Here is a 14,577-nt window from a genome sequence, read left to right on the forward strand (position 1 = left end):
AACTGCCTACGTGATAAATACGGAACCGAGAATCTGATGAGTGACTATAAATCAACCCTGAATTTGCCGGAAACAGGGTTCCCGATGCGCGGCGATCTCGCCAAGCGCGAACCGGGAATGCTGGCGCGTTGGACTGATGATGACCTGTACGGCATCATTCGTGCAGCCAAAAAAGGCAAAAAAACCTTCATTCTGCATGATGGCCCTCCCTATGCGAATGGCAGCATTCATATTGGTCACTCTGTAAACAAGATTCTGAAAGACATTATCGTGAAGTCCAAAGGACTCGCGGGATATGACTCGCCTTATGTTCCGGGCTGGGACTGCCATGGTCTGCCAATCGAGCTGAAAGTGGAGCAAGAGTACGGTAAGCCGGGTGAGAAGTTCACCGCCGCAGAGTTCCGCGCGAAATGCCGCGAATACGCTGCCACCCAGGTAGACGGTCAGCGCGCTGACTTCATCCGTCTGGGCGTGCTGGGCGACTGGTCGCACCCGTACCTGACCATGGACTTCAAAACCGAAGCCAACATTATCCGTGCGCTGGGTAAAATCATCGGCAACGGTCACCTGCATAAAGGCGCTAAGCCGGTGCACTGGTGCGTGGACTGCCGTTCTGCGCTGGCAGAAGCGGAAGTAGAGTATTACGACAAAACCTCGCCTTCTATCGACGTGGCGTTCGAAGCGGTCGATCAGGATGCGATCAAAGCTAAATTTGGCCTGCCAGGCGTAAGCGGTCCAGTCTCGCTGGTTATCTGGACCACCACCCCGTGGACGTTACCAGCCAACCGTGCCATTTCCCTGTCCGGTGAGTTTGAGTACGCGCTGGTACAAATTGATGGTCGCGCGGTTATCCTGGCAAAAGATCTGGTTGAAAGCGTGCTTAAACGCGCGAACATCACTGATTACAGCGTGCTGGGTACCGTAAAAGGCGACGCGCTGGAGCTGATGCGCTTCAAACACCCGTTCCTGGACTTCGACGTTCCGGCGATCCTGGGCGACCACGTCACGCTGGACGCGGGTACCGGTGCGGTGCATACCGCCGGCGGCCACGGTCCTGACGACTACAACATCAGCCTGAAATACGGTCTGGAAATCGCCAACCCGGTCGGTCCGGATGGCTCTTACCTGCCTGGCACCTACCCGGCGCTGGACGGTATCAACGTCTTTAAAGCCAACGACATCATCGTTGACATGCTTCGCACCAGCGGCGCGCTGCTGCACGTTGAGAAAATGCAGCACAGCTATCCGTGCTGCTGGCGCCATAAGACCCCGATTATCTTCCGTGCGACCCCGCAGTGGTTCGTCAGCATGGACCAGAAAGGCCTGCGCGAGCAGTCTCTGAAAGAGATCAAAGGCGTGCAGTGGATCCCGGACTGGGGCCAGGCGCGTATCGAATCCATGGTGGCTAACCGTCCTGACTGGTGTATCTCCCGTCAGCGCACCTGGGGCGTGCCGATGTCGCTGTTCGTGCATAAAGAGACGCAGGAACTGCACCCGAACACCCTGGAACTGATGGAAGAGGTGGCGAAGCGCGTTGAAGTTGACGGCATTCAGGCGTGGTGGGATCTCGATTCCCGTGACATCCTGGGCGCTGACGCGGACAACTACGAGAAAGTGCCGGATACCCTGGACGTGTGGTTCGACTCCGGGTCTACCCACTCCTCCGTGGTTGACGTGCGCCCTGAGTTCGCCGGTCACGCTGCCGACATGTATCTGGAAGGCTCCGACCAACACCGCGGCTGGTTCATGTCATCCCTGATGATCTCCACCGCCATGAAGGGCAAAGCACCTTACCGCCAGGTACTGACCCACGGCTTCACCGTGGATGGTCAGGGCCGTAAGATGTCCAAATCCATCGGTAACACCGTTTCTCCGCAGGACGTGATGAACAAGCTGGGCGCGGATATTCTACGCCTGTGGGTGGCATCCACCGACTACACGGGCGAAATGGCGGTGTCTGACGAGATCCTGAAACGTGCTGCTGACAGCTATCGTCGTATCCGTAACACTGCGCGCTTCCTGCTGGCGAACCTGAACGGGTTTGATCCGGTAAAAGACATGGTGAAGCCGGAAGAGATGGTGGTGCTCGATCGCTGGGCGGTAGGCTGCGCGAAAGCGGCACAGGAAGATATTCTGAAAGCCTATGAGTCTTACGACTTCCACGAAGTGGTGCAGCGCCTGATGCGCTTCTGCTCCATTGAGATGGGGTCGTTCTATCTCGACATCATCAAAGACCGCCAGTACACCGCGAAAGCGGACAGCGTGGCGCGTCGTAGCTGCCAGACCGCGCTGTTCCACATCGCAGAGGCGCTGGTACGCTGGATGGCGCCGATCATGTCCTTCACCGCAGATGAAATCTGGGGTTACCTGCCGGGCGACCGTGAGAAGTATGTCTTCACCGGCGAGTGGTACGAAGGTCTGTTCGACCTCTCCAGCACTGAAGCAATGAACGACGCCTACTGGCACGAGCTGCTGAAAGTCCGTGGCGAAGTGAACAAGGTTATCGAGCAGGCGCGCGCTGACAAGAAAGTCGGTGGCTCTCTGGAAGCGACGGTGACCCTGTACGCAGAGCCTGAGCTGGCCGCGAAGCTGACCGCGCTGGGCGATGAATTACGATTTGTCCTGTTGACCTCCGGTGCGAAAGTTGCGGATTATGCCGAGGCATCTGCTGATGCTCAGCAGAGCGAACTGCTCAAAGGACTGAAGGTCGCACTGAGCAAAGCCGATGGTGAAAAATGCCCGCGTTGCTGGCATTACACTACCGATGTCGGCCAGGTGGCGGAACACGCAGACATCTGCGGACGCTGTGTAAGCAACGTCGCCGGCGACGGCGAAAAACGTAAGTTTGCCTGATGAGTAAAACTCTCTGTTCAACAGGACTGCGCTGGCTGTGGCTGGTGGTAGTGGTGCTGATTATTGATTTGGGCAGCAAGTTCCTGATCCTCCAGAATTTCGCTCTGGGGGATACGGTCCCGCTGTTCCCGTCGCTTAACCTGCACTACGCCCGCAACTACGGCGCGGCGTTTAGTTTCCTTGCCGACAGCGGTGGCTGGCAGCGTTGGTTCTTCGCAGGTATCGCAATGGGTATCTGCGTCGTGCTCGCGGTGCTGATGTACCGCTCGAAGGCCACGCAAAAGCTGAATAACATCGCCTACGCGCTGATCATTGGTGGCGCACTGGGTAACCTGTTTGACCGCCTGTGGCACGGCTTTGTAGTCGATATGATCGACTTCTACGTCGGCGACTGGCACTTTGCGACCTTTAACCTCGCCGATAGCGCAATATGCGTTGGTGCAGCGTTAATCGTGCTGGAAGGCTTCTTGCCTAAACCGGCCGCGAAAGCGCAGGTGTAACAAAACCAGCCGGGTGACGCGTAGCGATCCCGGCCTACAGAATTTGTGGCCCCCGTAGGCCCGGTAAGCGTAGCGCCACCGGGCAACAGGTGACCCAAAACAAGCGAGCAATTTGCATGTCTAAATCCGTACAGAGCAACAGCGCGGTTCTCGTTCATTTCACGCTGAAGCTGGATGACGGCTCCACGGCCGAGTCCACCCGCAACAATGGCAAACCGGCGCTGTTTCGTCTGGGCGACACCTCCCTGTCTGAAGGCCTCGAACAACAGATTCTCGGGCTGAAAGAGGGTGAGAAAAAAGCGTTCTCACTGGAGCCGGATGCGGCATTCGGTGTGCCAAGCCCGGATCTGATTCAGTACTTCTCGCGCCGTGAGTTTATGGATGCGGGTGAACCGGAGATCGGGGCGATTATGCTCTTTACCGCTATGGACGGCAGCGAAATGCCTGGCGTGATCCGCGAAATCAACGGGGATTCCATCACCGTTGACTTCAACCATCCGCTTGCCGGGCGTACCGTTCATTTTGATGTAGAAGTGCTGGAGATCGATCCGGCGCTGGAGGACTGAAATGCAGATCCTGTTGGCTAACCCGCGCGGTTTTTGCGCCGGTGTAGACCGCGCTATCAGCATTGTTGAAAATGCGCTGGAGATTTACGGCGCGCCGATTTACGTGCGTCACGAAGTGGTGCACAACCGCTACGTGGTCGACAGCCTGCGCGAGCGCGGTGCGATTTTTATCGAGCAGATCAGCGAAGTGCCGGACGGCGCAATCCTCATCTTCTCCGCGCACGGCGTATCCCAGGCCGTACGTAACGAAGCCAAAAGCCGCGATCTGACCGTATTCGATGCCACCTGTCCGTTAGTGACCAAGGTGCATATGGAAGTGGCGCGTGCAAGCCGTCGTGGTGAAGAGTCGATTCTGATTGGCCATGCCGGTCACCCGGAAGTTGAAGGCACCATGGGTCAGTACAGCAACCCGGAAGGGGGCATGTATCTGGTTGAGTCGCCGGAAGACGTTTTTACGCTGAATGTGAAAAACGAAGCGCGTCTGTCGTTTATGACCCAGACGACGCTTTCCGTGGACGACACCTCAGACGTGATTGACGCCCTGCGCCAGCGCTTCCCAAAAATCGTCGGGCCGCGCAAAGATGATATCTGCTACGCAACCACCAACCGTCAGGAAGCCGTGCGCGCGTTGGCTGAACAGGCGGACGTGGTGCTGGTGGTCGGTTCAAAAAACTCCTCTAACTCTAACCGTCTGGCCGAACTGGCGCAGCGTATGGGGAAAGCGGCGTTTCTGATCGACGACGCAACGGACATTCAGGAAGCGTGGGTGAAAAACGCGGCCTGCGTCGGTGTTACCGCAGGTGCTTCAGCGCCGGATATTCTGGTGCAAAACGTCATTGCCCGCCTGCAAGAGCTGGGTGGTGGCGAAGCGGTGCCGCTGGAAGGCCGTGAAGAGAACATTGTCTTTGAAGTGCCGAAAGAGCTGCGAATCGACGCCCGCGAAGTGGAATAATTTCTTTTCTGATGAAAGGCCAGCACCTTCTGTGCTGGCCTTTTTTTTGCTTCGTATCTTATCGTGACGACAAAATCATGTCTTTTACTGATATCTGAGTCGGTTTCACGTTAAATTCTAATTATTGGTGTTTTCAGTTGGCAGCCTTAGCGAAGGCTGGTTAATCTGAAAACGGTTTACATCATTTTAACGTAAGAGAATAACTATGCATGATGCACAGATCCGTGTCGCCATTGCGGGCGCGGGTGGACGTATGGGTCGCCAGCTGATTCAGGCGGCACTACAGATGGATGGCGTGGCACTTGGCGCGGCGCTGGAGCGTGAAGGTTCATCCCTGCTGGGCTCCGATGCGGGCGAGCTGGCAGGCGCGGGCAAGACAGGCGTTACCGTGCAGAGCAACCTGGAGGCGGTGAAAGAAGACTTTGACGTGTTCATCGACTTTACCCGTCCGGAAGGCACTTTGACTCACCTGGCGTTTTGCCGCCAGCACGGTAAAGGGATGGTGATTGGCACCACCGGTTTCGATGATGCCGGTAAACAGGCCATTCAGGAAGCAGCCGCCGACATTGCAATTGTCTTCGCCGCGAACTTTAGCGTAGGCGTTAACGTTATGCTGAAACTGCTGGAAAAGGCAGCGAAGGTGATGGGCGACTATACCGACATTGAGATTATTGAAGCGCACCACCGCCATAAAGTCGATGCCCCATCTGGCACGGCGCTGGCGATGGGCGAAGCGATTGCTTATGCAATGGATAAAGATTTGAAAGACATCGCGGTCTATTCTCGCGAAGGTCACACTGGCGAGCGCGTGCCTGGCACCATTGGTTTTGCCACCGTTCGCGCGGGTGATATCGTCGGCGAACATACCGCTATGTTCGCCGATATTGGTGAAAGGGTCGAAATCACACATAAAGCATCCAGCCGCATGACGTTTGCAAACGGGGCGGTACGCTCCGCACTGTGGCTAAAAGGTAAGCCAAATGGTCTTTTTGATATGCGAGATGTGCTCGAACTCAACAATTTGTAAGCTTTATTACCCATCGTGATGTGGTTATTGCAGTCGTAACTATTTGATTGCATAGGGCAATATTTTATTGCCCTTTTATTTTGTCTATTTCAAAGGATTATTGCAATTAACTCATTTAAAGTAAGTGTTTTCATGCTATTTTATGTTGCTGTACTGTAAATTTTGACCATCTGGTCCACTTTTTATTCCCGCAAGACGATTGTTTCTTTTAAACTGCCTGCGCAAGCGGTTTCCACAGTAATTTAGTTGATCTTTTTGCCGCTTAATTTGAAATCAAGCCATCAGGCCTGCAAAAGAATAAACAAAATCCCCGTTTTAAGTTGACTTTTACATGGCAAATCCCCAGAATGCCGCCGTTTGCCAAAAATCCGCTGGCAACACATTTGCATTGATCCATGACATGGTTATGAATTAATATGCAAATAAAGTGAGTGAATATTCTCTGGAGGGTGTTTTGATTAAGTCAGCGCTATTGGTTCTGGAAGACGGAACCCAGTTTATCGGTCGGGCCATAGGGGCAACGGGTTCGGCGGTTGGGGAAGTCGTTTTCAATACTTCAATGACCGGTTATCAAGAAATCCTCACTGATCCTTCCTATTCTCGCCAAATCGTTACTCTTACTTATCCTCATATCGGCAATGTCGGCACCAATGCGGCTGACGAAGAATCCTCTCAGGTACATGCGCAAGGCCTGGTCATTCGCGACCTGCCGCTGATTGCCAGCAACTTCCGCAACACCGAAGACCTCTCTTCTTACCTGAAGCGCCATAACATTGTGGCGATTGCCGATATCGATACCCGTAAGCTGACGCGTCTGCTGCGCGAGAAGGGTGCACAAAATGGCTGCATCATCGCAGGGGACAACCTCGATGCGGCGCTGGCGCTGGAAAAAGCGAAAGCCTTCCCGGGCCTGAACGGTATGGACCTGGCGAAAGAAGTGACTACCACAGAAGCCTACAGCTGGACGCAGGGAAGCTGGACGCTGAAAGGCGACCTGCCGGAAGCGAAACCGGAAAGCGAGCTGCCGTTCCACGTGGTGGCCTACGATTTTGGTGCCAAGCGCAACATCCTGCGTATGCTGGTTGACCGTGGCTGCCGCCTGACGGTCGTCCCGGCACAAACGTCTGCGGAAGATGTTCTGAAGATGAACCCGGACGGCATCTTCCTCTCTAACGGTCCTGGCGACCCGGCGCCGTGCGACTACGCTATCGACGCCATTAAGTCCTTCCTTGAAACCGATATCCCGGTATTCGGCATCTGTCTCGGCCATCAGCTGCTGGCGCTGGCGAGCGGAGCGAACACCGTCAAGATGAAGTTCGGCCACCATGGTGGTAACCACCCGGTGAAAGATATCGACAACAACACGGTAATGATCACCGCGCAGAACCACGGCTTCGCTGTGGATGAAGCGACGATGCCAGCTAACCTGCGCGTGACGCATAAGTCACTGTTCGATGGTACCTTGCAGGGTATCCATCGCACCGATAAGCCTGCGTTCAGCTTCCAGGGCCACCCTGAAGCCAGCCCGGGCCCACACGATGCCGCGCCGCTGTTCGATCACTTCATCGAACTTATCGAGCAATACCGTAAGACTGCTAAATAATCAGGAGCTGAGAAGACCATGCCAAAACGTACAGACATAAAAAGCATCCTGATCCTTGGCGCTGGCCCGATCGTGATCGGCCAGGCCTGTGAATTTGACTACTCCGGCGCGCAGGCGTGTAAAGCCCTGCGCGAAGAGGGTTACCGCGTCATCCTGGTCAACTCTAACCCGGCCACCATCATGACCGACCCGGAAATGGCAGATGCGACCTACATCGAGCCAATTCACTGGGAAGTGGTACGCAAAATTATTGAGAAAGAGCGTCCGGACGCGGTGCTGCCAACCATGGGCGGCCAGACGGCGCTGAACTGCGCGCTGGAGCTGGAGCGTCAGGGTGTGCTGGAAGAGTTCGGCGTGACCATGATTGGGGCAACCGCCGACGCGATTGATAAAGCAGAAGACCGTCGTCGCTTCGACGTGGCAATGAAAAAAATTGGCCTCGACACCGCGCGTTCCGGTATCGCACACAACATGGAAGAAGCGCTGGCCGTCGCGGCTGACGTGGGCTATCCGTGCATCATCCGTCCATCATTCACCATGGGCGGCACCGGCGGCGGTATCGCCTACAACCGCGAAGAGTTCGAAGAGATTTGCGAACGCGGTCTGGATCTCTCCCCAACTAAAGAGCTGCTGATTGATGAATCGCTGATTGGCTGGAAAGAGTACGAGATGGAAGTGGTGCGTGATAAAAACGACAACTGCATCATCGTTTGCTCCATCGAAAACTTCGACGCGATGGGGATCCACACCGGCGACTCCATCACCGTTGCGCCAGCTCAGACGCTGACCGACAAAGAGTACCAAATCATGCGTAACGCCTCGATGGCGGTACTGCGTGAAATCGGCGTGGAAACCGGCGGCTCGAACGTGCAGTTCTCGGTGAACCCGAAAACCGGCCGTCTGATTGTTATCGAAATGAACCCGCGCGTGTCCCGTTCCTCCGCGCTGGCCTCCAAAGCCACCGGCTTCCCGATTGCGAAAGTGGCGGCGAAACTGGCGGTGGGTTACACCCTTGACGAGCTGATGAACGACATCACCGGTGGCCGCACGCCAGCGTCCTTCGAACCGTCCATCGACTACGTTGTGACCAAAATTCCTCGCTTTAATTTCGAGAAATTCGCCGGCGCGAACGACCGTCTGACTACCCAGATGAAATCCGTTGGTGAAGTCATGGCGATTGGCCGCACGCAGCAGGAATCCCTGCAAAAAGCGCTGCGTGGCCTGGAAGTGGGCGCGACCGGCTTTGACCCGAAAGTCAGCCTGGACGACCCGGAAGCACTGACCAAAATCCGCCGCGAGCTGAAAGACGCGGGCGCAGAGCGTATCTGGTACATCGCCGATGCCTTCCGTGCGGGCCTCTCCGTCGACGGCGTATTTAACCTGACTAACATCGACCGCTGGTTCCTGGTGCAGATTGAAGAGCTGGTGCGTCTGGAAGAGAAAGTGGCAGAGCTGGGCATCAACGGCCTTGACGCAGACTTCCTGCGCATGCTGAAGCGTAAAGGCTTCGCCGATGCGCGTCTGGCTAAACTGGCGGGCGTACGTGAAGCGGAGATCCGCAAGCTGCGCGACCAGTATGACCTGCACCCGGTTTACAAGCGCGTGGATACCTGTGCGGCAGAGTTCTCGACCGATACCGCGTACATGTACTCCACCTATGAAGACGAGTGCGAGGCGAACCCGTCCGTCGACCGCGACAAGATTATGGTGCTGGGCGGCGGTCCAAACCGTATCGGCCAGGGCATTGAGTTCGACTACTGCTGCGTGCATGCCTCGCTGGCGCTGCGCGAAGACGGTTACGAGACCATCATGGTCAACTGTAACCCGGAAACCGTCTCGACCGACTACGACACTTCCGACCGCCTCTACTTCGAGCCGGTTACGCTGGAAGACGTGCTTGAAATCGTGCGCATCGAGAAGCCGAAAGGCGTGATCGTGCAGTATGGCGGCCAGACTCCGCTGAAGCTGGCGCGTGCGCTGGAAGCAGCAGGTGTGCCGGTCATCGGCACCAGCCCGGACGCTATTGACCGTGCGGAAGACCGCGAGCGTTTCCAGCAGGCAGTTGATCGTCTCAAGCTGAAACAGCCGGCGAACGCCACCGTGACCGCGATTGAAATGGCCGTTGAGAAAGCGAAAGAGATTGGTTACCCGCTGGTGGTGCGTCCATCCTACGTACTGGGCGGCCGTGCGATGGAAATCGTCTATGACGAAGCCGACCTGCGTCGCTACTTCCAGACGGCGGTGAGCGTTTCCAACGATGCGCCAGTGCTGCTCGACCGCTTCCTCGACGACGCGGTTGAAGTCGACGTTGACGCTATCTGCGACGGCGAAATGGTGCTGATTGGCGGCATCATGGAGCACATCGAGCAGGCTGGCGTGCACTCCGGTGACTCCGCATGTTCTCTTCCTGCGTACACCCTGAGCCAGGAGATTCAGGATGTGATGCGTCAGCAGGTGCAGAAGCTGGCCTTCGAGCTACAGGTTCGCGGCCTGATGAACGTTCAGTTCGCAGTGAAAGACAACGAAGTTTATCTGATTGAAGTCAACCCGCGTGCGGCACGTACCGTACCGTTCGTCTCTAAAGCGACCGGTATTCCGCTGGCGAAAGTGGCGGCGCGCGTGATGGCTGGCCAGACGCTGACTCAGCAGGGAGTCACGAAAGAAATCATCCCGCCGTACTACTCGGTGAAAGAGGTGGTGCTGCCGTTCAACAAATTCCCGGGCGTTGACCCACTGTTAGGGCCAGAGATGCGCTCTACCGGGGAAGTGATGGGCGTGGGCCGCACCTTCGCAGAAGCGTTTGCCAAGGCACAGCTGGGCAGTAGCTCCACCATGAGAAAATCGGGCCGTGCGCTGCTCTCCGTTCGCGAAGGCGATAAAGAGCGCGTGGTTGACCTGGCCGCCAAGCTGCTTAAACAGGGCTTCGAGCTGGATGCAACCCACGGCACGGCAATTGTGCTGGGTGAAGCTGGGATCAACCCGCGTCTGGTGAACAAGGTGCATGAAGGTCGTCCGCACATTCAGGACCGTATCAAGAATGGTGAGTACACCTACATCATCAACACCACCGCAGGTCGCCAGGCGATTGAAGACTCCAAGCTGATTCGCCGCAGCGCGCTCCAGTATAAAGTGCATTACGACACCACCCTGAACGGCGGTTTCGCGACGGCCATGGCGCTGAATGCGGATGCCACCGAGAAGGTGATTTCGGTGCAGGAAATGCACGCTCAGATTAGCAAGTAATCTGCGTAGGCCCGGCAAGCGTTAGCGCCGCCGGGCAAGTGGCGGGTGGCGCTTCGCTTACCCGCCCTACGGTTTTCTTTACCCATCTTAAGAACCTTCTGGTTTTTCATCCGCTTTCAGTCAGTTAGCCTAAAATGGTTAGGTCGATAACGAAAATTCAACTGAGAGCAGGGGAAAACACCATGCAAAATAAACTACTGATCGCTTCCGTTCTGGCTGCCACTGCAATGTTCACCGTGGCGGGCTGTTCGTCAAATCAGGCCGTAAAAACCACCGATGGTAAAACTATCGTTACTGACGGGAAACCGCAGGTGGATGACGATACCGGTCTGGTATCGTACAAAAACGCCGAAACCGGTCAAACTGAACAGATTAACCGTGACCAGGTTAAATCAATGGGTGAGCTGGATAACTAAAAAAAAAGCAGTGGCACATGCCACTGCTTTTTTTGCGTCAGAATGATCGATTACCAGCGATGGTTTAACAAAATATGACCGCCGTAAGCGGCATAGCTGTTTTCACCCCACTCACCGCTGGCACGCAGGGAGATCGTTGTGGTTTCGTTCAGGTTGCCGGTTACGCCCAGCTCTAACTGACCACGATCTTCTGGCGTATCGTTGCTGACGGTTTCGTCATTGAATGCCAGATCGTTTTGACCAGCACCTTTCAACCAGTTAACTGCGACGTATGGCTGCCAGGCCTTGACGTCCTTCTGCTGGAAGTAGCTTGCTTTAACGCCAAGACGACCAAAGACGCTGTCATTGTCCAGCGTGGTTACGCGTACGCCGTCGCGATCGGTGTGATTTTCCTGATCGAGATAGCTGTAGATCACCTGCGCCTGTGGCTCGATCTTCCATGTACGTTCATTTTCAGACTGGATAACCCACGCGTGGCCGACTTCAACAGACGCGGCGAAACCTTTGCTATCGTAATCTTCATCGTTACGATTGCTGGTGACTTTGTTGTTGTACCAGCTATAAGCGGCCCAGGTATCAACGTAGCTGCCCAGACGTAATTTCTGATCTTCCTGCCAGGTGGCGTACAGCCCAACATTAAAGCCATCAACTTTACCCTGTGCGTCACGCACGTTGTGCTTCGCATCAGAATGGGTCTTCGCCTGGCCTGCACCGAACATACCACCGGCACGCAGGATGCCGTTATCCATTGGCTTGCTCATGAAATCGCTGCCGACTTGCAGAACGGTGGTGGTGGTGTCGTAGCTGACTTTATCGCCACCCGCATCGTTCTCATGATAGCGACCCTTAACGTACATCCAGGTGTTCAGATCGTCTTCATTGCGGAAAGTGAGCTGGTCGCGATCGTCGCGCTTATGCAGGAACATGCTCTGCGCGGCAAGGTAGTTACCTAAGTAAGCACCCACTTCAGGTGCCATAACTTCCGGGGCACTGTTACCGCCGTTATCGTTGTTGCCGCCGTTATCGGTGTTGCCGCCGTTGTCAGTATTGCCGCCGTTATCGGTGTTGCCACCGTTGTCAGTGTTGCCGCCGTTATCGGTGTTGCCGCCGTTGTCAGTGTTGCCGCCGTTGTCGGTGTTACCACCATCATCGGCGTTACCACCGTCATCTGTGTTACCACCGTCATCGGTGTTACCACCATTATCGGTGTTGCCACCGCCGTCGGTGTTACCGCCGTCATCATTATTGCCACCGTCATCGGTGTCGTCGGAAGGATCATCAGAAGGCGTCGCCTTTGATTCCAGATACCAGTTTCCGTCACTGTGCTGGTAGAGGTTATATTCCCAGGCGCCTGCGACGACCGGTTTTGCCAGCGTCAGCTGGGCTTCGGAACTGCCGCCAATGCTGACAATTTCCATACCGTTAATGGTTTGCGCGCCTGCGCCGCCAATGTTGGTAATGCTGACGTCGGACTGACCGAAGCTGCTGCCCGTAATGGTGAGGTGGTCAGTTGGTGAGTTATCTTCACCCAGAGTGCTGTTCATCACAATCTGGCTACCGTCAGAGCCGGTGTAGTCGCCATTAATCGTAAAATTATTGCCAACGCTATTATCAGCCGCACTCAGCAACAGCGTGCCGCCATTAGCCACGTTGCCGTTGATGGTATCAACACCGGAAGCGCTGAGCGTGGAATTACCCTGGACTGCATTCCATGCCGCCAGCGTACCGCCGCTAAGAATCGCGATGTTGTTGTTCACTTCGCCTGCGGTGGCAAAGGTCGCACCGTTTTCAACGGTAACGGTGGCGTTACTGCCCTTGACGCCGAGCGTTGCTCCGGTGGAGATAAGCGTGGTGCCACCGTGCAGAACCGTATTCCCTGTATAGCTATTTTTGCCTGTCAGGGTCAGCGTGTTGGAATCAACTTTTTCGACGTTACCGCTACCGGTCATGTCGGTGGCGAAAGTGAAATCGCTACCCTGATTAAAAATGACGGTACCATTGTTGGTGAGCCCACCGCTGAGCGTCGCAGTTTTTTCGCCATCGCCCAGTTGCAGCGAGGCGTCTTTGGCCACCCGCGTATTACCGGTATTCGATACCGCACCCGACAGGGTTAACGCGCCAGTCTCTATCAGCAAGGAGTCGCCAGAGCCAATAATGTCGAGATCGCCCGACATTGTCCAGCTTTCACCCTCCATTTTTACGCTGGCAAAACCGTCGCCTTCATTCAGACCCACGAAGTTACTGTCTTCCGTACCGGTGCCGATCAGAGTGAGAGTGTTTCCCATGGAATTGGTGGAAATAACGTCACCGATAAGAGTGGAACCCGTATCAAGTACCAGGGTGTTATTTTTATTGCTGGCGAACATAATAGCCGCAGTATCGCCACTAATCGTTCCGCTATTCGTAATATCTACTTTTGCCGTATCTTTTACATTAATGCCGTTCTGGGTTCCTTGTACGGTACCACTGTTTAATATCTTTGTATTGCCAGTGCCTAGTGCGATAGCGTCACCGCTTGTACCAATAATTGCACCACTGTTATTAATACCAATGCCAGTCTGAGAACTCAGGCCTGTTTTTCCTTTTATCACTCCAGTGCTGGTGTTGGTAATATTTACTGCTGAGGAGCTTTCACTGACATAAATGCCATTTTCCGCACCGATGATATTTCCATTGTTGTTGAAATCGCCGAGTAATGACTGAATATTCACAGCATTCGCTGTGGTGGAAGAAATGGTTGCACCACTGTCATTGTTAATAACTACACGTTGCGCGCCAGTATTAATATCCAGGCCAGTTCCTGTACCGGAAATATTTCCTTTGTTAGTGACATTATCGATCGCAAACCCAGAGACCGATACCGCCGCTTCACTACCGGCGGAGGAGATTGTCACGTTTTTATTAATAATATATTCAGCATCGGCTGAGAAATCTTGAGGAACAGAAGTTGATTGGTCAATCGTTGCAGAAAACGCAACCGCAGGGGTGCATATCAACAAGGCAGGAAATATCTTTCCAAGAGTTTTGGTTGTATGATTTAATCTAAAGAAATTGTTGCTCATGTACACATCCATTTGAGTGAGAAGGAACATTAGATAACGTGCGTAAAACGTATTTAGTCCGTCTTAAAGCGTGAGCTTAAAACAAAAAAAAGCATAAAATTATTATTTTTTCAATAGGTTATGTACAGGTTGATTTATTAAATAATGACTTAAGTTTCGCTAAAAATATCTGTTGATAATATGAATGGCCATAACTATTTTGTAGGATGAATTTGTCTCGCGTATCGCTCTTCGTGTTTAGCGCCACTGTCGCTGGTAAGGTGGGATGGGTTGCCTATACTTGCGTTTTACTTTTAACCGTTAGATAGCCCCTTTAAGTCGGGGTGGTAACTGTCTACACTCAATGCTACAAGAA

At 54.4% G+C, this 14,577-nt stretch carries 9 protein-coding genes; 8 read left to right on the forward strand and 1 reads right to left on the reverse strand.

Going from position 1 to position 14,577, the window contains the following annotated elements:
- Positions 1-36 precede the first annotated feature (36 nt).
- The 8 genes from ileS (at position 37) to IPZ49_RS09770 (ending at position 11,160) form a co-directional block, all read left to right on the forward strand.
- Positions 37-2,853, forward strand: a complete 2,817-nt coding sequence (ileS, locus tag IPZ49_RS09735; RefSeq protein WP_063146407.1) for an isoleucine--tRNA ligase — start codon at positions 37-39, stop codon at positions 2,851-2,853.
- Positions 2,853-3,353: a signal peptidase II gene (gene lspA / locus IPZ49_RS09740; protein WP_048966494.1), complete on the forward strand. Its 501-nt coding sequence runs from the start codon at positions 2,853-2,855 to the stop codon at positions 3,351-3,353. The genes ileS and lspA overlap by 1 nt, the downstream gene beginning before the upstream one ends.
- Positions 3,354-3,469: 116 nt before the next feature.
- On the forward strand, positions 3,470-3,919 hold the full coding sequence (gene fkpB / locus IPZ49_RS09745; RefSeq protein ID WP_063146408.1) for an FKBP-type peptidyl-prolyl cis-trans isomerase: 450 nt from the start codon (positions 3,470-3,472) through the stop codon (positions 3,917-3,919).
- A 1-nt stretch (position 3,920) separates the two neighbouring features.
- Positions 3,921-4,871: a 4-hydroxy-3-methylbut-2-enyl diphosphate reductase gene (ispH, locus tag IPZ49_RS09750; RefSeq protein ID WP_022647010.1), complete on the forward strand. Its 951-nt coding sequence runs from the start codon at positions 3,921-3,923 to the stop codon at positions 4,869-4,871.
- Between the two features lie 205 nt (positions 4,872-5,076).
- Positions 5,077-5,898 (forward strand): 4-hydroxy-tetrahydrodipicolinate reductase, encoded by an 822-nt coding sequence (gene dapB / locus IPZ49_RS09755; RefSeq protein WP_022647011.1) that lies wholly within the window; start codon positions 5,077-5,079, stop codon positions 5,896-5,898.
- A 454-nt stretch (positions 5,899-6,352) separates the two neighbouring features.
- Entirely contained in the window at positions 6,353-7,501 is a 1,149-nt protein-coding gene (carA, locus tag IPZ49_RS09760; RefSeq protein WP_063146409.1) for a glutamine-hydrolyzing carbamoyl-phosphate synthase small subunit, read from the forward strand.
- Between the two features lie 18 nt (positions 7,502-7,519).
- Positions 7,520-10,744: a carbamoyl-phosphate synthase large subunit gene (carB, locus tag IPZ49_RS09765; RefSeq protein WP_022647013.1), complete on the forward strand. Its 3,225-nt coding sequence runs from the start codon at positions 7,520-7,522 to the stop codon at positions 10,742-10,744.
- A 182-nt stretch (positions 10,745-10,926) separates the two neighbouring features.
- Positions 10,927-11,160 carry a YgdI/YgdR family lipoprotein gene (locus tag IPZ49_RS09770; protein WP_003856439.1) on the forward strand — a complete coding sequence of 78 codons (234 nt, stop codon included), beginning with the start codon at positions 10,927-10,929 and terminating at the stop codon, positions 11,158-11,160.
- A 50-nt stretch (positions 11,161-11,210) separates the two neighbouring features.
- Here IPZ49_RS09770 and IPZ49_RS09775 read toward each other — a convergent pair whose 3' ends face one another.
- Positions 11,211-14,234 (reverse strand): autotransporter outer membrane beta-barrel domain-containing protein, encoded by a 3,024-nt coding sequence (locus tag IPZ49_RS09775; RefSeq protein WP_375336469.1) that lies wholly within the window; start codon positions 14,232-14,234, stop codon positions 11,211-11,213.
- Positions 14,235-14,577: the final 343 nt, after the last annotated feature.

Origin of the sequence: Enterobacter cloacae complex sp. S2 (assembly GCF_015159675.1) — a bacterium.
In the GTDB taxonomy this organism is placed as follows: Bacteria; Pseudomonadota; Gammaproteobacteria; order Enterobacterales; family Enterobacteriaceae; genus Enterobacter; species Enterobacter intestinihominis.

Bases quoted from the DNA above. Each gene is read 5' to 3' on its own strand.
- IPZ49_RS09770 (WP_003856439.1), top strand. From the start codon at position 10,927: ATGCAAAATAAACTACTGATCGCTTCCGTTCTGGCTGCCACTGCAATG.
- dapB (WP_022647011.1), top strand. From the start codon at position 5,077: ATGCATGATGCACAGATCCGTGTCGCCATTGCGGGCGCGGGTGGACGT.
- fkpB (WP_063146408.1), top strand. From the start codon at position 3,470: ATGTCTAAATCCGTACAGAGCAACAGCGCGGTTCTCGTTCATTTCACG.
- ispH (WP_022647010.1), top strand. From the start codon at position 3,921: ATGCAGATCCTGTTGGCTAACCCGCGCGGTTTTTGCGCCGGTGTAGAC.
- lspA (WP_048966494.1), top strand. From the start codon at position 2,853: ATGAGTAAAACTCTCTGTTCAACAGGACTGCGCTGGCTGTGGCTGGTG.
- carB (WP_022647013.1), top strand. From the start codon at position 7,520: ATGCCAAAACGTACAGACATAAAAAGCATCCTGATCCTTGGCGCTGGC.
- ileS (WP_063146407.1), top strand. From the start codon at position 37: ATGAGTGACTATAAATCAACCCTGAATTTGCCGGAAACAGGGTTCCCG.
- IPZ49_RS09775 (WP_375336469.1), bottom strand. From the start codon at position 14,234: ATGGATGTGTACATGAGCAACAATTTCTTTAGATTAAATCATACAACC.